The 19,759-nt window shown below is 67.6% G+C and carries 20 protein-coding genes; 6 read left to right on the forward strand and 14 right to left on the reverse strand.

What is annotated here, in order from left to right; translation table 11 throughout:
• The first annotated feature begins 312 nt into the window (after positions 1–312).
• From MKK52_RS11135 to MKK52_RS11150, 4 genes are all read left to right on the forward strand, one after another.
• Complete coding sequence (locus tag MKK52_RS11135; RefSeq protein WP_243953879.1) at positions 313–1,218, forward strand: hypothetical protein; 906 nt, start codon at positions 313–315, stop codon at positions 1,216–1,218.
• Positions 1,219–1,355: 137 nt separating this feature from the next.
• Positions 1,356–2,537 carry a hypothetical protein gene (locus MKK52_RS11140; RefSeq protein WP_243953881.1) on the forward strand — a complete coding sequence of 394 codons (1,182 nt, stop codon included), beginning with the start codon at positions 1,356–1,358 and terminating at the stop codon, positions 2,535–2,537.
• Between the two features lie 218 nt (positions 2,538–2,755).
• Positions 2,756–3,691: a hypothetical protein gene (locus MKK52_RS11145; RefSeq protein WP_243953883.1), complete on the forward strand. Its 936-nt coding sequence runs from the start codon at positions 2,756–2,758 to the stop codon at positions 3,689–3,691.
• Between the two features lie 75 nt (positions 3,692–3,766).
• Entirely contained in the window at positions 3,767–4,261 is a 495-nt protein-coding gene (locus MKK52_RS11150; protein ID WP_243953885.1) for a hypothetical protein, read from the forward strand.
• Between the two features lie 310 nt (positions 4,262–4,571).
• On the opposite strand, the gene MKK52_RS11155 is transcribed toward MKK52_RS11150, so the two are convergent.
• Together MKK52_RS11155 and MKK52_RS11160 are read right to left on the reverse strand one after the other, a co-directional pair.
• The gene (locus tag MKK52_RS11155) at positions 4,572–5,138 is read right to left on the reverse strand and encodes a metallophosphoesterase (protein WP_243953887.1); all 567 of its coding nucleotides are present in this window, start codon (positions 5,136–5,138) and stop codon (positions 4,572–4,574) included.
• Positions 5,139–5,295: 157 nt separating this feature from the next.
• On the reverse strand, positions 5,296–5,496 hold the full coding sequence (locus MKK52_RS11160; protein WP_243953889.1) for a hypothetical protein: 201 nt from the start codon (positions 5,494–5,496) through the stop codon (positions 5,296–5,298).
• 49 nt (positions 5,497–5,545) lie between these two features.
• Between MKK52_RS11160 and MKK52_RS11165 the strand changes: the two genes are divergently transcribed.
• Positions 5,546–5,740, forward strand: coding sequence for a hypothetical protein (locus tag MKK52_RS11165; RefSeq protein WP_243953891.1), 195 nt, complete (start codon positions 5,546–5,548; stop codon positions 5,738–5,740).
• Here the strand turns inward: MKK52_RS11165 and MKK52_RS11170 are convergent.
• Positions 5,707–7,200 (reverse strand): hypothetical protein, encoded by a 1,494-nt coding sequence (locus tag MKK52_RS11170; RefSeq protein WP_243953893.1) that lies wholly within the window; start codon positions 7,198–7,200, stop codon positions 5,707–5,709. The two genes, MKK52_RS11165 and MKK52_RS11170, sit on opposite strands and share 34 nt — an antisense overlap.
• A 582-nt stretch (positions 7,201–7,782) precedes the next feature.
• Between MKK52_RS11170 and MKK52_RS11175 the strand changes: the two genes are divergently transcribed.
• Entirely contained in the window at positions 7,783–9,471 is a 1,689-nt protein-coding gene (locus MKK52_RS11175; protein ID WP_243953895.1) for a methyl-accepting chemotaxis protein, read from the forward strand.
• Positions 9,472–9,507: 36 nt separating this feature from the next.
• On the opposite strand, the gene MKK52_RS11180 is transcribed toward MKK52_RS11175, so the two are convergent.
• The 11 genes from MKK52_RS11180 to MKK52_RS11230 all read right to left on the reverse strand — a co-directional run bounded on the left by MKK52_RS11180 (position 9,508) and on the right by MKK52_RS11230 (position 19,738).
• A complete protein-coding gene (locus MKK52_RS11180; protein WP_243953897.1) occupies positions 9,508–10,047 on the reverse strand; it encodes a cytochrome b in 540 nt (179 codons plus the stop codon).
• Positions 10,044–10,643 carry a class I SAM-dependent DNA methyltransferase gene (locus MKK52_RS11185; RefSeq protein WP_243953899.1) on the reverse strand — a complete coding sequence of 200 codons (600 nt, stop codon included), beginning with the start codon at positions 10,641–10,643 and terminating at the stop codon, positions 10,044–10,046. The genes MKK52_RS11180 and MKK52_RS11185 overlap by 4 nt, the downstream gene beginning before the upstream one ends.
• Positions 10,640–11,788: an acyl-CoA dehydrogenase family protein gene (locus tag MKK52_RS11190; protein ID WP_243953901.1), complete on the reverse strand. Its 1,149-nt coding sequence runs from the start codon at positions 11,786–11,788 to the stop codon at positions 10,640–10,642. The genes MKK52_RS11185 and MKK52_RS11190 overlap by 4 nt, the downstream gene beginning before the upstream one ends.
• Positions 11,789–11,933: 145 nt before the next feature.
• On the reverse strand, positions 11,934–13,010 hold the full coding sequence (locus tag MKK52_RS11195) for an ABC transporter ATP-binding protein (RefSeq protein WP_243953903.1): 1,077 nt from the start codon (positions 13,008–13,010) through the stop codon (positions 11,934–11,936).
• On the reverse strand, positions 13,010–13,843 hold the full coding sequence (gene ugpE, locus MKK52_RS11200; protein ID WP_243953905.1) for a sn-glycerol-3-phosphate ABC transporter permease UgpE: 834 nt from the start codon (positions 13,841–13,843) through the stop codon (positions 13,010–13,012). Before ugpE ends, MKK52_RS11195 begins: the two co-directional genes overlap by 1 nt.
• On the reverse strand, positions 13,843–14,724 hold the full coding sequence (locus tag MKK52_RS11205) for an ABC transporter permease subunit (RefSeq protein ID WP_243953907.1): 882 nt from the start codon (positions 14,722–14,724) through the stop codon (positions 13,843–13,845). The genes ugpE and MKK52_RS11205 overlap by 1 nt, the downstream gene beginning before the upstream one ends.
• Before the next feature lie 27 nt (positions 14,725–14,751).
• A complete protein-coding gene (gene ugpB / locus MKK52_RS11210) occupies positions 14,752–16,092 on the reverse strand; it encodes a sn-glycerol-3-phosphate ABC transporter substrate-binding protein UgpB (RefSeq protein ID WP_243953909.1) in 1,341 nt (446 codons plus the stop codon).
• Positions 16,093–16,169: 77 nt separating this feature from the next.
• Positions 16,170–16,412 carry a hypothetical protein gene (locus MKK52_RS11215; RefSeq protein WP_243953910.1) on the reverse strand — a complete coding sequence of 81 codons (243 nt, stop codon included), beginning with the start codon at positions 16,410–16,412 and terminating at the stop codon, positions 16,170–16,172.
• A 99-nt stretch (positions 16,413–16,511) separates the two neighbouring features.
• Positions 16,512–17,399: a carbohydrate ABC transporter permease gene (locus MKK52_RS11220; RefSeq protein ID WP_243954103.1), complete on the reverse strand. Its 888-nt coding sequence runs from the start codon at positions 17,397–17,399 to the stop codon at positions 16,512–16,514.
• Between the two features lie 47 nt (positions 17,400–17,446).
• Positions 17,447–18,403 carry a carbohydrate ABC transporter permease gene (locus MKK52_RS11225; protein WP_243953912.1) on the reverse strand — a complete coding sequence of 319 codons (957 nt, stop codon included), beginning with the start codon at positions 18,401–18,403 and terminating at the stop codon, positions 17,447–17,449.
• A gap of 24 nt (positions 18,404–18,427) precedes the next feature.
• Entirely contained in the window at positions 18,428–19,738 is a 1,311-nt protein-coding gene (locus tag MKK52_RS11230) for an ABC transporter substrate-binding protein (RefSeq protein WP_243953915.1), read from the reverse strand.
• Between the last annotated feature and the right edge of the window lie 21 nt (positions 19,739–19,759).

Here is a 19,759-nt window from a genome sequence, read left to right on the forward strand (position 1 = left end):
ATTCGTCCGGGGCGAGCCCGCCACGTGCATGTCCCGACAGTGGCTCCTCACCGTCCGCGAGGAATCCCTCACGGCCGCCTTCATAGCCACCGCGAGGCCTGCGTTGGAGATATTCACCACGCTGTCGTCACGCGGGTGCGGGGACTCGACGTCGTCGACCCCGGAGAGCCAGGCTCGCTCAGCGCATTCGCGACGCGCCTGAGCGTCGACCGTGATGACCGCGACGCCCGCCATTCCGCGGCAGGGGGTTGCCCGACTGTTGGCCGCGTGCCTGCCCGGCCTGCGGGATGCCCTCCGGCGGAAGATCGCGCGATGACCGAGCGCGAGGCCCTTGCCTACTGGGCCAACCTCAAGCCGAGGCAGCAGGCCGACCTCGGTTCGGAGCTCCTAGTCGCGGCCGAGGCGCACCTCGTGGCCGAGACCGCCCAGAACATGGGCTGCGAGGCGGACGTCATCCGCGACCTCACATGGCGCGCGGAGAACGCGGATTCCTACCTCGTCGTGGCGGTCAGGGGGGCGCTCGTCCTCACGGCCCACGTCGAAGTCGAACCCCCTCCCGGTGGCGGGGTCGATCCCGTCGCCGGCCCAACCATCCATCGGACCATCACGGGCCTGAGGGCTCGTTCGCCGACGCGCCGGGCGACAGCGGCCAACGACCCCCCCCAATCACCCGAGGACCGTACAATGCGCCAGACAATCTTCGACAGGGCTACGAGTGCCATCGAGACCCAGGCCGACGACGCCGAGCGCGTCATCTCCAGGGCCATCGCGGAGTCGTCGCGGTCCGACCTCCCCAACATGAGGGGACGCCGTGTCACGCAGGCCCTCGCGGCCGCGGGGTTCGAGATCCGGCTGGCCGGTGATGTCACCGACATCCTCGACCTCCGTGCCGGCCACTTCATCCAGGACGGAAGGGTCGACCAGTATGAGGAGTCGCTCGTGACGGACTGGATCGCCGTCATGGAGGAGCTCCCCCTCGACCCGGCGACGCATCCGACCGGGCAGGACGTCGCTATCGTCGCGCTGATGCCGGACGGGAGGCGTATCCCCATGACGCAGGACGAGTTCACGACGCGGGCGCAGCACCAGGTGTCGACCGCCGTCACCCCCACGGACCCGCGCGCTCAGGCCGTCATCGACATCGTCGAGGCCAAGAGGCTCATCGCCAGCGCCGAGGCCGTTATCGGAGAGGAGGCCGTCGACGAACTTTTGAATTAGCTGCCGGACGCCCCGGCCGAGATGGCCTGATGCGCCGCGTCCTTTCCCTGACCACCGGCGCCCCCGGCCGCCTGGTCGTCTCCGCCGCCTGACTCGCCACGGTTGTCGTCACGGCGGCCGGGTACTTTGCGGAGCTTGTGGGCAGTGCCGGTGTGTTGGTCATCTGGTCAACCATTTTCGCCGTAGCGTTGATGGCCCTGACCGTCGCCGCGAGCATGGCCGGGGTCTACGACGGGGGGGTAAGCCGCATGCGTGACAGGCCGGACGATCAAACCATCGCCCGCGTCATCGCCGCGTCGCCGTCCCTCGCGGCGGCGGGCGAGGCGCTGGGCTACCGCACGACATGGGCACGCCGGCAGGCCGAGCGCCTGGGCGTCCGGTCGCAGTACAGGCTCGTCGAGGAGGTTCTCCCCCTTGACGCCAGCCTGAAGGCCGCCTTGAGCGCCGGCCGCGGCCTCGCGGCCCTCTCGCGGGACCTCGGCGTCTCGCGGGAGGCCTTGGCCCGTAAGGCCGACGCGCTCGGGATCTGCGGCCGGAAGCCGGTCCGTGCAGGCCTGCCCGACGAGGAGACGCTCATCCGGGACATCTGCTCGGCGTCGTCCATGGCCGCCCTGGCGCGCCACTACGGCGTAGCCGACCACACGGTACGGAATCAGTCAAAGAGGCTCGGCGTGCGCCCCGGCGACCCAGTCCCGCCGCCCCGGCCGGCGAAGGAGGACCCCGAGGCGGTGGCCCGCAGGGCCGCCGAGAACCTGGCCCTCTTCGAGGCGGCCTCCGACGAGCTCGCACAGGTCGAGCGGCAGCGGGATGAACTCGCCGCCCGGGAACTCGTGCTACGGGCCGAGATCGAGCGCCTGCGGGCGCCGGCCCCGGCGGTCGAGGTCGTTCCTACCGATATCGACGGCATCCTCGCGGAAGCCCAGGCGACCGGTTCGCTCGTGATCCTACCAAAGGCGGTGAAGTCGGCCAGAAAGGCGACGTACGTCGATCTCGGTAAGCTGCGGACCATCCTGCTGCTCCTACGGGACGCCTGGGTTCCGATGATGCGCATGGACCCCGGGACGACGCACGAGGACGTGCAGGCCCGGTTCGGGCGAGAGGGCCTGGATGTCGGGCGACCGATGAGAAACCTCGCGAAGCTGAAGCACCTCGGATACACCGCCACCTGGAAGGGTAAGGAGATCCTGCTCGACCGCCGCGTGAAACACGGGGTGGACCCGGCCCGGCTGATTCGCGTGTACTTCCATTACGATGAAGACACCCAGGTCGCCGTCGTCGGTTGGCTGCCCACCCACCTTGCCATCACGAACTACGCGTGACGGCCATGCCATATTTCCCGAAAAGGGACCTACTACATTTCGCAGTATTAACCTGTTGTTTACCGTCCCACGAGGGTGTCGTTGCGCCATTGACCTCCTCATGTCAGGTTGTGAGCTCGGAGCGGTCTTAACCACCAAGGTGTTTAGGACTCGCAACAGGGCGGGTATTCTGGATTCCTCTGCGCATCGAGGCATTGGCCTCATCGTGGAGCACTCCAATGACCGATTGGTCCGCCATCGTCGCCACTGAACTCGTCGCCAAGGACCGCCAGCACATCGAGGCGTTCCTCAGGGAGTCCTCGCGGGATTCCACATCCGACGGTCACTGCGCGATGTACCAAGCCGGTGGGTCGCTACCGGATGTCGACCCCGATGGGCCGGTGGCGGCGGCTGACATCGCCCTCTTCCTCGAGATCCTCGCCGGGATGCGGCCCGGGATGAACCGCCGCCGGGAGTGGGATTACCTCCTCGACCTCATCATCCCTGACGCCCCCGAGGCGGTCATCGCCATCATCGAGCGGGAGACGGGCCTGACCGATGACCAGTCGTTCCCGCCCCATCTCGACCCGGAGAGGCCGCAAGGCCGGGCGGTCTGGGAGGCGGAGGAGGCCGCACACCGTGCCTGGAAGGTCCAGGAAGACGAGAAGCACAGGCTGCGGGTCGAGGCGGCGGCGGAGTACGCCGCTCGACGCGCCGCCGAGAAAGAGGCCCGTCTCGCCCGCCGACGTCGTATCCCGGTGCCGGTCGCCGACCCGACGAGGCAATTGGCGTTGGTATTCCCCGACGCACCGACTGACCCGACGCCGACGAAGTTGACGCGTCTCCCATCGGATACTCAGTTTAAGGTAACGCAGTTGATGCGGGCCTGGCTTGGTGACCAAGTCACGCCGATCAAGTCGTTCCTGGCGACGGGTACGCGCGGGCGGGACTTGTGGGCGCATGTCCGGTTGGTCGAGGGCAAGCGCGGCCTGATCATCTTCGAGAACGGCACCGGAAGGAACGGCACTCCTTTAGTCAGATACCGTGGTGGAGACCTGGTATACTATACCGACCTCGAAACCTGGGGGTACTCCGACTACGACTCCGCCGCGGACGAGAACACTCGCCCAGCGGGCTGGGTGCCTGCCGACGACGCCGGGGTGCCTGAAGAATGAGGTTTGTGGGTTGCGAGGGCGTGCGCTTCAATTCGGTCACGGGCAGGCGTTGCCGCCCGCAGCCGGAGTGCCGCAATGCTCTACGACCATCTCGCCCCCAAGAAGCCCCATCGCAGACCCAGGACCACCGAGCGCGTCAGCAAGCCGTCGCGCCCTCTGACGCGCCGTGAGCGCGAGGACATCGCCGATGCGCACGCCCTGAGGATAGTCGGCGGTCGCACGTTGGTGTTCCATATGTCCGTCGTCGACCCGTCGGATCTCGACACCGACTTGGAGGGCACGGGCCTCGACCTGGTTGTGGCCACTACGACGCCCTCCGCCGCCTATTCGGCCTGGGAGCGCCATGCCGAGGCGGTCGGCGCCGTCGGGGCGCATTGCGTGAAAATGACGTACACGCCGGTCGCGCCCGCGGGGAAGCCGGCGGGGAAGCGGGCAGCGAAGCGGCCGGAGGAGGTCGTCGTATGTCGGATGGTCGACTTGGATTGGCTGCAGCTATGCGACGACCTGGCCGTCCTCGACGACGAGGACCGGGCGCTCGGATTCCCGGTCTACCGGAGGGAGGGTCCGTGACACCGGAACTCCTGGCCCGGGCCGGGGAGGCTCTCCGTGCCGGTGACGATTGGATTCGCATCATTGCCGACGTCCTCGGGCCCCGGCATCCCACCGCGCCCAAGGATGCGCTCGACAGGCGAATGGTCCAGCGGTGGGCGACCGGGGTAATGGAAGTTCCGGCGTGGGTCGCCCCGGCGTTGGCGGAGGCGCTGCGGGAGGCGCGGGACCGTCTCCACGACGTCGCCCAGGAACTCGACGGTGTCGCAACATCCCCACCAGGGCTCATCCGATGAACGAAGGGCCCCGGCGGTAACGCGGGGCCCTTTTCTCATTCCTCGCCCCGCCGCTCCTCCGGGGCATCAGGGGAGGCCGCCATTCGGGCGAGGATCTCCGGTAGGGTCACGGGCCTGTACGACCAGACATCGACACCCACATCCGTCGACTGCTTGGTCCCCGCCAACGCCCCGTGGGTATGCCCGTGGAGGTGCAGCGATCCGTGGTAGGCCCGATCCCACGCCCGGAGCGGATAGTGGTCCAGCACGATTCGATGCCCGTCCAGGGCCACCGTCAGCCGTTCGTGGATACTCAGCCACGGCAAGGCGAACGTATCCCCGTGGTCGTGATTCCCGGCGATGAGGTGCTTCCGCCCATGGAGGGACCGGAACAGCGGTGCCATGCGGTCGGACCGCATCTTCCAGGCGAAGTCGCCGAGGTGGAACACCGTGTCGTCAGGGCCGACGGTGGCGTTCCACGCCTCGACCATGAGGCGGTCCATCTCGCCGACGTCGGCGAAGGGGCGGTCGGAGTGCCCGATGGCCCGGGCGTGGTTCCAGTGGGTATCGGCGGTGAAGAGCACGCGGCCGGTCAGATGGACGGCCTTGGGACGGGTGAACACGATGCAGCCTCCTGATGGGGCTGCGCACGGCGTCACGCCCCCGGATTACGGTCCTGTCGGTTGGGGGTGGCTATCGGTTTCACGGCGACCTCTCGTGTTCGAGTCCCTGGTCTGTCAGCTCGCCGGGACATCGGCAAGCGGCTGATTCCGGTGTGGTTTACGGTTCCCTGGCCGGTGTGGCCGCGAGGAGCCGGGCGGCCTCGGCCACGGTGATCCGGCCATCCTCGACGGCGACGGCGAGGTCATTTTCGAGGAGGAACCGGGCCCTGGCCGCATCCGGCTCCTCGTAGCCCATGTCGGCGAGGAAACATCCGCTGCCGCGCACGGGACGTTCGTATTCAGCGTCGGACGGGATCATTGACCACTCCTGTTTGTTCTATATCTGTTCTCACGTGAAGGAGGGACAGATGGGCTACGACGATGTGTCGATGGCGACCGCGGGCGAGGAGAGGGATGCCATCCTCCGCGCCCTTGCGGAGGATGTGCTGGGCGTCGGCTGCCGGGCCGGATTCGTGCGCGCCGACCGCCCCAAAGACGTAGCGCGCGCCCTCGGACGCGACCGCCGCCGTCAGGCCTTGAGGCGTGCCGCCTCCGCGGCGTAGGCCTCCAGGACGGCGTTGGTCCACGCCGACATACCCTCGGACTTGAGCTCCAGCCGTTGAGTGTGGAGATAATGCCGGAGAGTGATCGCCTGGGCCAGTTCTCGTTCCGCCTGTTCTCCGCGGGCGACCGGTGGCCGGTGTGCCAGGATGGCCGATGCCGCACCGCCGAGCCGCTCCAGGTCGAGGAACGCCGAGAGGGTCCTGCGGACGTCGTGCGGGGTCCACGGGCGGATGCCGTGCGATGCGAACAGGTCGCCCTCAGGCCTTAACGTGACGCCCCCCTGTTTCGCCGCCTTCAACTTCCCTTGCATCCGAGTGAGGTGCTGCGTGAGCCCGACGGCGGTCGTGGACTTGTTTGGCACGCGCGACGGGAACAGGAACGGCGATGCCGGGTCGGTGCGGAACCGCGCCAGCACCGCAAGGGCTTCGGGCGGCACCGGGATGGCGTGGGGTTTAGGCGCCTTGCCGCCTTTCATCTCGACGGCCGTCCACGTCCAAACCTCCCAGCCTGGACGGTCCGGCCAGGGACGCGTCGTGGCCCGTAGCGTGCCGGTCAGCGCACCGGCGCGCTGACCCGTCAGCACGACCGCCCACAAGGCCGCCAGCAGGCCGTCGGCGGTCTCCTTCCCGGTCCCGCCGAGCGCCCGATGCCTCTCCGCCAGAACAAGCGTCCGCGCGAGTTCTTCAAGGGTTGGGGTGTGCTCCCGGGGCGTCGATGACCAGGCCGTCGTCAGCCGTTCGCGCCACCACGGGAATGGCTGGTGCTGCAAGCCGGCCCGCGGTGCATGGTCCGTCCAAGCCCAGTCCAACGCGGCCCGGACGGCCTCGACGGTGTCGGCGGCAGCGGAGGCCGTCCGCTCCCTGGCCACGCGGTCGCGGACACGCACAAGGTCCTCCAAGGTCACCGCGGAGACCTGACGCCAAGCCAGGCCCTCCTCGGCCCGGCGCAGGTGACGCTCGAACTGCACCGCCCAACGCGACTTCAGGCGGGGCAGCTTGTAGGCCAGGAAAAGGTCGATCAAGTCGGCCCAATTCCAAGGACCGTCCCGCCGGCGGTCGCCGTCGGTCTGCTGCGGCAGCGGCTCGGGAAACGCCGCGTCGCGCGCATCCTCGGCCGAGAACCCCCGCCGGTGCGCCTCCTCCCAGGTTGCCAGGTCGACCGCCAAACCGCCGACTCGACCTTCGCGGACGGCGACCCGGGCGCGTTCCGCGGCCTCGCGGGCGGCCGAGACCGGTAGGGCATCCATGTCTGCCAACCGCACGGTGCCCGAGCGATGCTTGAGGAGCCAGGTACCCGACCGTCGCGTCACCCGCAGCAGCAGTCCGGGGGATTCGGTGTCAGCGAATTCGCAGCCACGGCCTGGGACGGCGCCGGCGGCGATGAGCCTGCGAGCCTTCTTCAAGTGGTCGGCGGTCAGCTTGGCGCGCTCGCGCTCGTACCCGCCTCGTGCCTCGCCCATGGAACGCCTCAGCCCCGGATGCCACAGGGATGTCACGCATGGTGCAAAACGTCAGGCAAGCCGCCCAGGCTGCGTAGGCGGCGGAAAACGCTGTAATATCAATGACGAGGTTAACGGTGGAATCACTCAGCCGTGGGTGCCGGAAAGGGCCGTATCAGCTTCCCAAGCTGAATGTCGTCGGTTCGATCCCGATCGCCCGCTCCACCTTTCCCCAAATCGTCAGTCCTCCTCAGAACCAGCGTTTGAGGGCGCGCGGCCGAACCGTTTGCGGTGGCCGCACAACCACAGATATACGCAATATGTCGCATCCGAAATGGGCGGATGTATTGCCCATCCCCAATATGGCGGCGCTTTGGGGTGTTCCATCCCCGGTCCCACCGTTCGACAGTACGGCAGTACTGGTGACTGGTTGGATTTGATTGGGCTCCGCGCTCGTCGTGAACGTAACCAGTGGTTGTATAATCGACAAAACGTAACTCAGTTTATTTTTCCGGCAAAACATTCTTTCGGCGGCATTAACCTACCTTGTGTCAGCTCCATTTGATTGGAAACAATTAAATCGTAAGCTAGAAGGTCGAAGTCATGTTCGCTATCTCCGATATTAAAATAACGACGAAGTTGACGACTGCCTTCCTATCCCTCGCTGCAGTCACGCTCGGAAGCAGTATTCTCGGTTACGGACGGCTTCAATCGATCGACGCCAACATCCGTATGACCGAACACACCTTCCAGGTGCTGCGGTCGCTCGAGGCGGCAACGACCGCGATGGTCAACCAGGAAACCGGTGTCCGTGGTTATCTGGTTTCCGGTGATGCCAAGTTCCTGGCGCCCTATCGCGCCGGTCAGACCGAATTCCGCGAGAGCTTCGAGCGGGTCAGGCAACTGACATCCGACAATCCCACGCAGCAGACCCGGCTCGTCAGCTTGAAGCAGGCTGCGGACGCGTGGTCGGACGGGGTGGCCGCCCGCGAAATCGCCAGCGCCGAAGCCGGACATCTCGACAAGGCCCGGGAGATCGAGGCGAGCGGAGCCGGCAAGTCGTCCATGGATGCGCTGCGCGCCCGCGCCGCCGAAATCGCACAGACCGAGCAAGACCTCCTCGCCCGCCGCTCTGCCGAGCAGCGGCAAGCGTTCGATACGGCGTACTTCACGAGCATCGCCAGCAGCGTCGCCAGCGTCCTGATCGCGCTGTTGCTCTCGGGCTTGGTGTTCGTCCTGATCGCCCGGCCCATGGGCCGCCTCGTGTCGGTGCTGCAGCGGATGGCGCAGGGCGAGACCGACGCGCCCATCGTCGAAGCCCAGCGTGGCGATGAGATTGGTGCGGTCGGCAAGGCCGTCGAAGGGATCAAGGCCATGGTCGCCAAGACGGCCTTGGCGCAGGCCGACCAGCAGCGAAGCGCCGACGCGGCGGCGGTGGCCGAGCGGCGCCGGACGATGATCGAACTCGCCGACAGCTTCGACCGCGCTGTCGGGGGCATCGTCGGCATGGTCTCGTCGTCGGCTACCGAGCTTCAGGCCACCGCACAATCGATGACGGCGACGGCCACGGAAACCGCCAACCAGTCCACGACCGTCGCGGCGGCGGCCGAGGAAGCGGCCTCGAACGTCAACACCGTGGCGGCGGCGGCGGAAGAACTGGGTTCGTCGGTGCAGGAAATCGGACGCCAGGTGAACGGATCGGCCGAACTCGCGCGGGCCGCCGTGGGCGAAGCCGATCAGGCCGGCATGCTCGTCCGCGAATTGAGTGCGTCGGTGGGTGAGATCGGCGATGTCGTCGGCCTAATTTCGAGCATCGCCAGCCAGACCAACCTCCTCGCGCTGAACGCGACCATCGAGGCGGCACGGGCGGGCGTCGCCGGCAAGGGCTTTGCCGTCGTCGCCTCCGAGGTGAAGGCGCTCGCCGAGCAAACCGCCAAGGCGACGCAGGAGATCTCCGGGCAGATCGCGAAGATCCAGACCTCGACGGGCCATGCCGTGTCGTCGATCGGTGGGATCACGGGGCGGATCCGCGAGATCAGCGGCGTCGCGACGTCGATTGCCGCCGCCGTCGAGGAGCAAGGCGCCGCGACGCAGGAGATCGTCCGCAACGTCAGCCAAGCTTCGGCGGGCACGGCCGAGGTCACGAGCAACATCAGCGGCGTCGCCGACGCCGCCGAGGAAACCGGCGCCGCCGCGAGTCAGGTTCTGAACGCGGCCTCGGAGTTGTCGCGGCAGTCCGAAAGCCTCAGCGCCGAGGTCGGACGCTTCCTCGCCTCGATCCGCACCGCCTGAACGATCATCACGGCATCGAGCGACACGCTGGCGCGGTCACGTCATCCGCGCCAGCGTGTCGTCCTTCCAGCGCAGCCTGTGCACCATCGCCATCGCCACGTGGCCGAGGACGACGATCATCAGCGTGAAGCCCAGCCAGTAATGAAAAAGGTCGGCGGGGATCATCATCCACGCGATCCTGTCGTCCCGCCCCGGCATCACCGGAATACCGTAAGGGGTGAACGGCTTGCCGGAGCCGTATTGGCGCAGCAACGCCAAGCTCGGGATGACGACCATCAGCGCGTAGATCAGCCCATGCCCGAACGTCGCGGCTCGCCCGAGACGGCCGTCGTGGATCGGGCGGCGCCGGATGTTCGCGAGCCCCCAGATCCCGCGAAACAGAACCAGCACGAAGAGCGTGAAGCCGAGGGTGAAATGGCTTCCGCCGACGAATCGCGTGATGGCCGTGTCGCCGATGGTGACGTAGAGCAGCGCCCCGGCGAATTGCCACGCGAAGAGCGCCGCCATGAGCCAATGGAAGGCGCGGCTGACGCGGCCGTAGCGCTGCGGGGTGTCGAGCCAGCCGGCCGTCGTCATGCGCGGTCCCCCGGATCGTTCACGAGCACGTCGAGGCGGTACGCGTCCGTCGCGCCATGGTGGATGGCGCGAAGAAACGGTCGGCCGGTCGCCATGAACAGCTCGGCAGCCTCGTCGCCGCTCAGCGGATAATGCGTCACCCCCGTCCAATGCACGAGGACGATGGTGCCGCCCGGCCGCAAACTGCCCTTCACCCGTTCGACCAGACGCTCCACGTCGATGGGATCGAGGAAGTAGACCACTTCGGACAGGACGATCAGGTCGAACGTCCCCTCCGGCCATTCGCCGGGCACCTGGGCGCGGGCAAAGCGCACATAGGTGAGATCCTTGTTGCGGTCCCGCGCCTGCTCCAGCGCCTTGTCCACCACATCGAGGCCGAGGACGGCATCGCAGCGCTCCGCCAGCGCCCGCGTCAGCACGCCGATGGAGCAGCCAACCTCGACGGCCGAGGCGAAGCGCGGGGCGGGCAGGGCGGCGAGGGTGGCCGCGTATTTCTCGCGCTCGTAGTCGCTGGTGGCCAGCTGCCAGGGGTCGGCACTGCCGGCATACTGGCCGTCGAAGTAGCTCGGCGGCAGTGAGGACGTGAAACGGCTCACGTGACGTCCCCGTCCCACAGGTCGCCGACGAGGCCGTCGGCCTTCAGGATCTCCGCCGCCGCGCCGACCAGGGCGCCATCGGGGGCGGGCTGGCGCAGGTAGGTCGCGAGATCGCGCGACAGGCGTTCCAGCGGATGACCGCGCAGGAAGCCCTGCAAGCCGACCGAACGCTGCGCCAGTTGCAGCACGTCGAGCCCCGCGCGCTCGACGGCGAGGCGGACGAGGTTGATCGTGGCGACGATCCGCGCGGGCGGTAGGATGGCGTCGGAGACGGTCTCGGCGCCGCGCTTCACCCAGTTGCGGGCGCCTTCGAGGGCGAGAGCCCCCTCGCCGAGCCGCGCGAGCTGGTGCGGGTCGCCGCCACGGCCGGTGCGGGTGAGATGGGCCCGCCACGCGTCGAACACAGCCTCGATGCCGCCGAGTTGGACGGCCGCGAAGCGCCACGCCCCGCCGGAGAAGGCCGGCTGTCGGGAGTAGGAGTCGGGCTCGCCGAGGATGTCCTCCTCGCGCACCGGCAGGCCGGTGAAGTCGAGGGTGCCGGTGGCCGAGGCGCGCATCCCCTGCGATTGCCACGCGGAAAGGTCGGCGCGGGTGCCGTGGTCGAGCGGCATCACCAGCATGAGCGTGCCCGGTACGCCGTCCCGCCGCGCGGTGACGAGGGCGCGGGTCACGTATCCCGCGCCGGAGGCGAAGGTCTTCACGCCGCCGAGTTGCAGGCCGTCTCCGGCCTCCCTCAGGACGAGGCCGTTATCCGGCGGCTCGGTGTTCCAGACCCCGAAGAGATGTCCTGCGCGGGCATCGGCGAAGAGCCGGGCGCGCTGGGCGGCATCGCCGTGCGTGGCGACGAGTTGCAGGGCGTTGACGTGGCCCTCGTAGAGCCGCCCAAGGGCAAGGCTGCCGTATCCGACGAGGCGCAACACCTCCGCGAGGGCGCAGGCTCCCGGCTCGTCGCCGAGGCCGGTGCCGCCGGCTGCGGCGGGGATGGGCGCGGCCAGGAGGCCGAGGCGGGCGAGGTCGGCGACGTCCTCGCTGGGGAAGCCGTCGTCGCGATCCTGCGCGGCGGCCCGGAACGGCGCCGTCGAGGCGACGAGACGCGCGGCCGCGACCGCATCGTAGGCGAGGTCGAGCGGTGTTCTCTGGTCCATCCGTCTCTCACCCCGGTCCGCAGCGGCAACGTCCGCAACATGCGGCCTTGTGCCGACAACCATACCGAGGCGGATTCTTTCACGGAAACGTTATGCGCCATCGCGGCGCATGGTCCGAACCGAAAGCTGGGGAGGACGCGGCGGCTTAGGCAGGCTCGATCCGCCGGCCCGAGGCCCGGTCGAAGACGTGAATCCTGTCGGCCGGAAAGGCCACGCGGATCGCCTCGCCCATCCCCGGCCCGCCCGAGGGCGGGTTCGGCGTGCGGAGGGTCAGCGTCGCCCCGCCGGGCCGGGTGGCATGGACCAGCATCTCCGATCCGAGCAGTTCCACCACCTCGACCGGCCACGCCATGCCGTCCGCCGCGAGGGCGACATGCTCCGGCCGGATGCCGAGGAACACCGGGTGGCCGTCCGGGAGCGCGTAGCGCTGCGGCCCGAGATCGAACTCGGTATCCTCGACCGTGATGGCGGTGCCGTTGCGGCGCATGAGGCCGGTCAGGAGGTTCATCGCGGGCGAGCCGATGAAGCCGGCGACGTAGGTGTCGGCCGGGCGCTCGAAGATCTCGGTCGGCGTGGCCAGCTGAACTGGCACGCCCTGGTGCATCACCAGCAGGCGGTCGCCCAGCGTCATCGCCTCGACCTGATCGTGGGTGACGTAGAGGCTCGTCACCTTCAACCGGCGCTGCAGGCGGCGGATCTCGCCGCGCATCTGCACGCGCAGCTTCGCGTCGAGGTTCGACAGCGGCTCATCGAACAGGAACAGCTTCGGGTCGCGGACGATGGCGCGGCCCATGGCGACGCGCTGGCGCTGCCCGCCGGAGAGTTGGCGCGGCTTACGGTCGAGGAGCGCTTCGAGGCCGAGGAGCGAGGAGGCGGCATCGACCTTGGCGCGGATCTCGGCCTTGCGCAGGCCACGGATCTTCAGCCCGTAGGCCATGTTCTCGTACACGCTCATGTGCGGGTAGAGCGCGTAGTTCTGGAACACCATCGCGATGTCACGGGCGGACGGATCGAGCTGCGTGACGTCGCGCCCGTCGATCAGGATGCGGCCGTCCGTCGGCGTCTCCAGCCCCGCCACGAGGCGCAGCAGGGTGGATTTCCCGCAGCCGGAGGCGCCGACGATCACCAGCATCTCGCCATCGGCGAGGGTGAGATCGACCCCCTTCAGGATCTCGTTGGCGCCGAAACTCTTGCGCAGGCCGTCGAGCGTCAGGCCCGCCATCACTTGTCCCCCTCGGTGAGGCCCTTCACGAACCAGCGCTGCATCAGGAGCACCACCGCCACGGGCGGGATCAGCGCCAGCACCGCCGTCGCCATGACCTTGTTCCACTCGGTCGCGGTGTCGACGCCGATCATCTTGACGATGCCGATCACCACCGTGTCGAGCTTCGGGTCCGTCGCGACGAGGAGCGGCCACAGATACTGGTTCCAGCCGTAGACGAACAGGATCACGAACAAGGCCGCGATGTTCGCGCCGGAGACCGGGATCACGATGTCCCGCAGGAAGCGCAGCGGCCCGGCCCCGTCCATCCGTGCCGCCTCGACCAGTTCGTCGGGGATGGCAAGGAAGGTCTGCCGGAACAGCAGCGTCGCCGTCGCGGAGGCGATGAGCGGAATCGTCAGGCCGGTGAAGCTGTTGATGAGATCGAGGGACGACATGACCTGGAAGGTCGGGATCAGCCTCACCTCGACCGGCAGCATCAGGGTGAGGAAGATCAGCCAGAAAGCCGTCATCCGGAAGGGGAAGCGGAAGAACGTCACCGCGTAGGCCGAGGGCAGGGACAGGGCGATCTTGCCGAAGGCGATGGCGAGCGCCATCCCGGCCGAGACGAGCAGCGCCCGCCACACCGGCCCGGCCCCCGCCGAACCGTCGAGCAGCACGTCGCGGTAGACGCTGAGCCCGTTGAGGTTCGGCACGAGGGAGACCTCCCCCCGCGCAATGGCGGCGGAGTCCTGCGTCGAGCCAGCGATGGCGATCCAGATCGGCAGGGCGAAGAGCAGGATCGCCAGGATCAGGACGGCGTGGGGAATGAGGTGGAGGGCGGAGCGGCGCATCAGGTCACGGCCTTCCGCCCGAGGAAGCGGAATTGCAGGGCGCAGAGCACGATGACGCCGACCATCAGCACCACCGATTGCGCGGAGGACGAGCCGACATTCGCGTTGACGATGCCGTCGAGATAGACCTTGAGCACCAGCGTCTGGGTCGATTGCCCCGGCCCGCCGGCATTCACCGCGTAGACCGTCGCGAAGGTCTCGAAGGCGGCGTAGACGAGATCGACCACAAGCAGGAAGTACACGGTCGGCATCAGCAGCGGCAGCACGATGGTGCGGAAGCGGCGGAAGCCTCGGGCGCCGTCGATCCGCGCCGCCTCGATGATCGTCTTCGGGATGGCCTGCAGCCCGGCCAGGAAGAAGATGAAGTTGTAGCTGATCTGCTTCCACGCGGCGGCCAGGATCACCAGCGCCATCGCCTGCGTGCCGTCGAGCTTGTAGTCCCAATCGATGCCGATCCGGTTCAGCCACGCCCCGACGAGGCCGATCTGCGGGTGGAACATCAGCACCCACAGCACCGCCGCCATGGCCGGCGCCACGGCGTAGGGCCAGATCAGCATCGTGCGGTAGAAGGCCCGCCCCCGGATCTCGGTATCGGCGAGGACGGCGAGCCCCAGCGCCACCCCCATCGAGAGGAGGGTGACGCAGCCGCAGAACAACGCCGTCCGCCCGATGGCCGCAACGTAGAGGGGATCGCCGAACAGATCGGCGAAGTTTTCGAGCCCGACGAATTCCGTGCTGGTGCCGAAGGCATCCTCACGCTCCAGGCTCGATTTGATGGCCTGGACCGCCGGCCACAGGAAGAAGACCAGCGTCAGCACGAGCTGAGGCAGGATCAGCAGCGCCGGCAGGAGCTTGCCGGGAAACAGCGTACGTCGTTCCATGGGTGGAGAGCGTCCAGATCCGCCGCGTCAGCCCCGGGCGGATTTCTGGAACTCGCGCAGCACGCGGTTGCCCCGCGCGACGGCGCTGTCCATGGCGGCCTGCGCACCCTGCTGGCCCTGGAGCGCCTTCTCGATCTCCTCGTAGAGGATCACCCGGATCTCCGGCAGGCGGCCGAGCCGCAGCCCCCGCGAGTTGGGGGTAAGCTCACCCCGCCCAAGCTGCTGCGCGGGCACGTCGGTGCCGGGGTTCTTCTCGAAATAGCCAGCCTGCTTCGTCGCCTCGTAGCCGGCGCTGGTCACGGGCACGTAGCCGGTGTGCTGCGCGTAGAGGGCGACCTGCTCGGGCTTCGAGATGAAGCCGTAGAAGGCGGCAACCGCCTTGTACTCGGCCTCGGTGCGCTTGGGCGCAGTCATGGCCCAGAGGCTCGCGCCGCCGATGATCGAGTTGTTGGGCTTCGGGTTCAGCGCCGGCTCGGTGGGCAGGAAGGCCTCGGCGTAGCGGAACTTTGCGTTCTTCACGATGTCGGCGCGGCCGGAGGACGAGCCGAAGCCGATGGCCGCCTGCCCCGAATAGAAGACGGCATCCGGCGCCGTATCGCGGCCGGCATATTTGAACGCACCGTCCTTCGACAGGTCCATGAAGCGCTGGAGCTGATCGACGAAGGGCTTCGTGTTGATGAGGAGTTGCGCGCCGAGCCCGTCATAGCCGTTGCCCTCGGTGGCGTAGGCCAGGTTCTGGATCGCGGCGTATTCCTCGAACTGGATCCACGTCATCCAGGCGGAAGTGCTGGCGATGGGCGTCGCCGCCTTCGACGCGAGCGTGCGGGCGGCCTTGGCGAAGTCGTCGTAGGTGGCCGGCGGCTTGTCCGGGTCGAGTCCGGCTTTCTCGAAGGCGTCGCGGTTGTACCACATCACCGCCGTCGAGGAGTTGAACGGCATCGAGGCGAGCTTGCCGTCCGGCAGGCTGTAATAGCCCCGCACGCCGGGGATGTAGGCCTTCGGATCGAGGGCGAGCCCGGTCTCCTCCGCGAGCTTCCAGGCCGGCTTGATGGCCGGTCCCGCCTGCAGCATCGTCCCCGTGCCGACCTCGAAAATCTGGACGATGTGCGGCGCCTTGCCGGCGCGGTAGGCGGCGATGGCCGCCGTCAGGGTCTCCGGGTAGGTACCCTTGAACACCGCTTCCAGTGTCACGTCCGATTGGCTGACGTTGAAGTCGCGCGCCAGGCGTTCGACCTCCTCGCCGTTGGCGCCCGACATGGCGTGCCACAGCACGATGGTCGTCTTGTCGCCCGCGGCGGCAGGGCCGGGTCGCAACGCGGTCCATGCGGCCACGGAGCCGACGCCCGTCAGCAGGACGCGACGATCCATTCAATGCCTCCCAAGCTTGGGCGCGCCCGCGCCGGGAGGCACCATGCACGGGCGCGATGACGGAATAAAGCGGCGCGTCAGTAGCCGTGGTGATGATGGTGGTGATGGTGTCCCCAATGGTGGGGACGGTGGTGGCCATGGTGGTGGTGCCGGCGGGGACCGTAGCCGTAGCCGTACCCATGTTCGTGGTGCGGGCGGTGATGGCCCCAGCCGTGGTGGCCGTGATGGTGACGCGGGCCGTGGTCATACCATTGCGCCGAGGCCGCGCCGGGGATCAGCAGGAGCGTGGCGGCGACGAGACCGACGAGACGTGCCTTCATGGGACTGCCCTTTCGTTTCACGATGAGGACAGTCTCGGGCCGGCGCGTTGAACCCATTCTGAAGCCGCTATGCAGTGTCCGTACAGGAACGCGGCGGGGCTATTCCTTCACGGCGCCGGTCAGCGCGGACACGTAATATTCCACGAAGAACGAGTAGAGGATCACCAGCGGCAGCGAGCCGAGCAGCGCGCCGGCCATCAGCGAGCCCCACTTGTAGACGTCGCCGTCCACGAACTCGCTCACCACGGCGATGGGCACCGTCTTGTTCTGCGTCGAGGACAGGAAGGTCAGGGCGTAGATGAACTCGTTCCAGCAGAGCGTCAGCGAAAAGATGCCGGCCGAGATCAGCCCGGGGAAGGCCAGCGGCAGGATGATCTTGGTAAGGATCTGCCAGCGGCTCGCGCCGTCCATGAGGGCGCATTCCTCCAACTCGTAGGGGATGGTCTTGAAGTAGCCCATCAGCAGCCACGTCGAAAACGGGATCAGGATCGTCGGATAGGCGAGGATCAGGGCGATGGGCGAGTCGAACAGGCCGTAGGCCTGGATGATCGTGGCGAGCGGAATGAACAGGATCGAAGGGGGCACGAGGTAGGCGAGGAAGATCGCCGCGCCGACCCAGCCCGCACCCCGGAAGCGGACCCGCACGCAGGCATAGGCCGCGAGCACGCTGGCGAAGAGCGACAGCATTGTCGCCAGAACCGACACGTACATCGTGTTCCAGAGCCAGCGGGGATATTGTGTCTCGAACAGCAGCTTGTGGATGTGCTTGAAGGTCGGGTCCACCACCCAGAACGGGTTGAACCGCTCCATGTCGATCAGCTGCTCGTCCGGTTTGATGGCGGTGAGCGCCATCCAGTAGAACGGGAACAGGAGCACCGCGAGGATGACGAGGAGCGGCAGGTAGGTTGTCACAAGCCGCCGGGGCAGGCGCTCCAGATAGGCCATGCCCTCCGAATTGTCGGTGATCCCCGCCGGCCTTGCCTCCATGACGGGGTTGAGGCGCGGGTCGGCATGGGCGGGCGGTGCGGGCGCGCTCATCGGTCGGTTTCCCCGGACTGCCAGGCCCTGCGCTGAAGGCCGAACCACGAGATGCCAATGGCGGCGAGCAGGAACGGCACCATGGCGGTGGCGATGGCCGCACCCTCGCCCAGCGTCCCGGAGAGGATGCCGCGCTGGTACGAGAGGGTGGCCATCAGGTGCGTGGCGTTCACCGGCCCGCCGCGCGTCATCGCCCAGATCAACTGGAAGTCGGTGAAGGTGAACAGCACCGAGAAGGTCATCACCACGGCGATGATCGGGGTGAGCAGCGGCAGGGTGATCCGCGAGAAGATCTGCCAGTTCGAGGCGCCATCGAGGGTCGCGGCCTCGTAGAGCGAGGGCGAGACGGTCTGCAATCCGGCGAGCAGCGTGATCGCGATGAAGGGCACGCCGCGCCAGATGTTGGCGAAGATCACGCAGGCGCGGGCCGTGTTGGGATCGCCGAGGAAGTCGATGTTGCCGTCGATGATCCCGAGATGCCGCAGCGACCACGAGATGATCGAGAACTGGCTGTCGAAGATCCACCAGAACGCGATGGCCGAGAGCACGGTCGGCACCACGAAGGGGATCAGCACGATCGAGCGGATGATCGACTTGAACGGCATGTTCTTGTTGAGCAGCAGGGCGAGATACAGCCCGACGCCGAACTTCACCACCGAGGCGACGGCGGTGTAGAGGCAGGTGTTGAACACCGACAGCCAGAACACGTCGTCGTCCCAGAGCCATTCGTAGTTCTCGAGACCGATGAACACGCCCTCGCGGCCGATCCGCGTGTTGGTGAAGGACAGCCAGATGCCCTTCAAAAGCGGATAGGCCAGGAACAGGCCGAGGATCAGCGCGGTCGGCAGCATGAACCAGAAGCCCGCCCAGCCCCGGCTCGCCCGAAGGCGGGTCCAGGCCGAGCGGGTCGGGACCGCGACCGGGGCGGGCCGTGTCAGGGCGGTGTGCGCCATGGTCTCGCCTCCGGCCCTTGGGCGTCAGGTGTTGCGGAAGATGCGCTGGGCCGCGCGCTCGGCGTTCTTGATCGCGGTCTTCACGTCCTCGCGGCCGGTGCAGTGGCTCGCGAACATGTCGACGACGACGAAATCCGCCAGCACCGCCGCGATCCGCTCGCTCACCGGGGCGAGGCCGCCCGCCGCCAAGGAGCGCCGCCCGGCCTCGGCGAAGACCGCATTCTTCGGGTCGTTCGTCCAGATCGGGTTCTTGGGGTAGTTCGACAGCGGCTCGCAGAGGTAACCCTGCGCCGCCTCCAGCCACGGCCCGTAATTGGCGGCCTCCATCATGAAACTGATGAAGGCCTTACAGGCGTTCGGCGCCTTCGAGTATTTGAAGGCCAGGATCGGGAAGGCGAGCTGGAATTCGGTCGGCTTGCCAACGGGGCCGATGGGCCACACCGCGTGGTCCATGTCCTCGGCGAGCTTCGGGTTGTCCTTCTTGGCGGCGGCGTAGATCGAGATGCCGTTGTTGGTGAGGTAAAGGTCGCCCGCCAGGAACGCCTTGTTGTTCGAGGAATCGTTCCACGACACCGTGCCCGGCACGAAGGTCTCGTACAGGTTCTTGACGTATTCGAGGGCCTTCGCCGTCTCCGGCGAGTTGATGACGATCTTCTCGTTGGCGTCCACGAGGTTGGCGCCGTGCGACCACAGCGCCCAATGGCACCATGTGTTGCCGTCGCCCGTGGCGTGGCCCAGCGCGAAGCCCGCGGGGGTGTTGTTCTTCTTCAGACCCCGGCACAGTTCGAGGAAGCCCCCCGTGTCGGTGGGGAACTTGTCGAACCCGGCCTTCTTCATCGCCGAGATGCGATAGTTCGGATAGCCGCCGTTGAACGCGACGGGGATGGCGATCCACTTGCCCTTCACCTTGCCGTAGGCTTCCGCCGAGGGGAAGAACGGGCCGTACTTCTTGGCGAGCGACTCCGCGACATCCTCCAACGGCAGGCACTTGTCGGGGAATAGGGCAGGGAAGGAGAACAGCCCCCACACGAGGTCCGGCCCCTGGCCCGTGTTGGCGGCGACCGACGCCTTGGGCTGGATGTCGTCGAAGGATTCGTTGGTGACGGTGACCTTCACCCCCGTCGCCTTGGTGAAGGCCTCCACCAGCTTCATGAAGGCCTCGTCCTCGGCCGGGACGAAGCGCTTCCAGCGCAGCAGCGACAGGCTCGCCCCCGGCTCGGGCTTCCATTCCGTGGTCTGCGCCCAGGCTTTGGCGAAGCCGAGCAGGTCGCTTCCGGCGGCGAGGCCGGTCGCGGCGGCGCCGGCGAGGAGGGAACGGCGGTCGAGAGCGGTCATCGTAGGGTCTCCCTCGGGGCT

It is taken from the genome of Methylobacterium sp. J-067, from assembly GCF_022829465.1.
GTDB classification, from domain to species: domain Bacteria; phylum Pseudomonadota; class Alphaproteobacteria; order Rhizobiales; family Beijerinckiaceae; genus Methylobacterium; species Methylobacterium litchii.

Bases quoted from the DNA above. Each gene is read 5' to 3' on its own strand.
- MKK52_RS11135 (WP_243953879.1), top strand. From the start codon at position 313: ATGACCGAGCGCGAGGCCCTTGCCTACTGGGCCAACCTCAAGCCGAGG.
- MKK52_RS11145 (WP_243953883.1), top strand. From the start codon at position 2,756: ATGACCGATTGGTCCGCCATCGTCGCCACTGAACTCGTCGCCAAGGAC.
- MKK52_RS11150 (WP_243953885.1), top strand. From the start codon at position 3,767: ATGCTCTACGACCATCTCGCCCCCAAGAAGCCCCATCGCAGACCCAGG.
- MKK52_RS11160 (WP_243953889.1), bottom strand. From the start codon at position 5,496: ATGATCCCGTCCGACGCTGAATACGAACGTCCCGTGCGCGGCAGCGGA.
- MKK52_RS11165 (WP_243953891.1), top strand. From the start codon at position 5,546: ATGGGCTACGACGATGTGTCGATGGCGACCGCGGGCGAGGAGAGGGAT.
- MKK52_RS11170 (WP_243953893.1), bottom strand. From the start codon at position 7,200: ATGGGCGAGGCACGAGGCGGGTACGAGCGCGAGCGCGCCAAGCTGACC.
- MKK52_RS11175 (WP_243953895.1), top strand. From the start codon at position 7,783: ATGTTCGCTATCTCCGATATTAAAATAACGACGAAGTTGACGACTGCC.
- MKK52_RS11180 (WP_243953897.1), bottom strand. From the start codon at position 10,047: ATGACGACGGCCGGCTGGCTCGACACCCCGCAGCGCTACGGCCGCGTC.
- MKK52_RS11190 (WP_243953901.1), bottom strand. From the start codon at position 11,788: ATGGACCAGAGAACACCGCTCGACCTCGCCTACGATGCGGTCGCGGCC.
- MKK52_RS11195 (WP_243953903.1), bottom strand. From the start codon at position 13,010: ATGGCGGGCCTGACGCTCGACGGCCTGCGCAAGAGTTTCGGCGCCAAC.
- ugpE (WP_243953905.1), bottom strand. From the start codon at position 13,843: ATGCGCCGCTCCGCCCTCCACCTCATTCCCCACGCCGTCCTGATCCTG.
- MKK52_RS11205 (WP_243953907.1), bottom strand. From the start codon at position 14,724: ATGGAACGACGTACGCTGTTTCCCGGCAAGCTCCTGCCGGCGCTGCTG.
- ugpB (WP_243953909.1), bottom strand. From the start codon at position 16,092: ATGGATCGTCGCGTCCTGCTGACGGGCGTCGGCTCCGTGGCCGCATGG.
- MKK52_RS11215 (WP_243953910.1), bottom strand. From the start codon at position 16,412: ATGAAGGCACGTCTCGTCGGTCTCGTCGCCGCCACGCTCCTGCTGATC.
- MKK52_RS11220 (WP_243954103.1), bottom strand. From the start codon at position 17,399: ATGGAGGCAAGGCCGGCGGGGATCACCGACAATTCGGAGGGCATGGCC.
- MKK52_RS11225 (WP_243953912.1), bottom strand. From the start codon at position 18,403: ATGGCGCACACCGCCCTGACACGGCCCGCCCCGGTCGCGGTCCCGACC.
- MKK52_RS11230 (WP_243953915.1), bottom strand. From the start codon at position 19,738: ATGACCGCTCTCGACCGCCGTTCCCTCCTCGCCGGCGCCGCCGCGACC.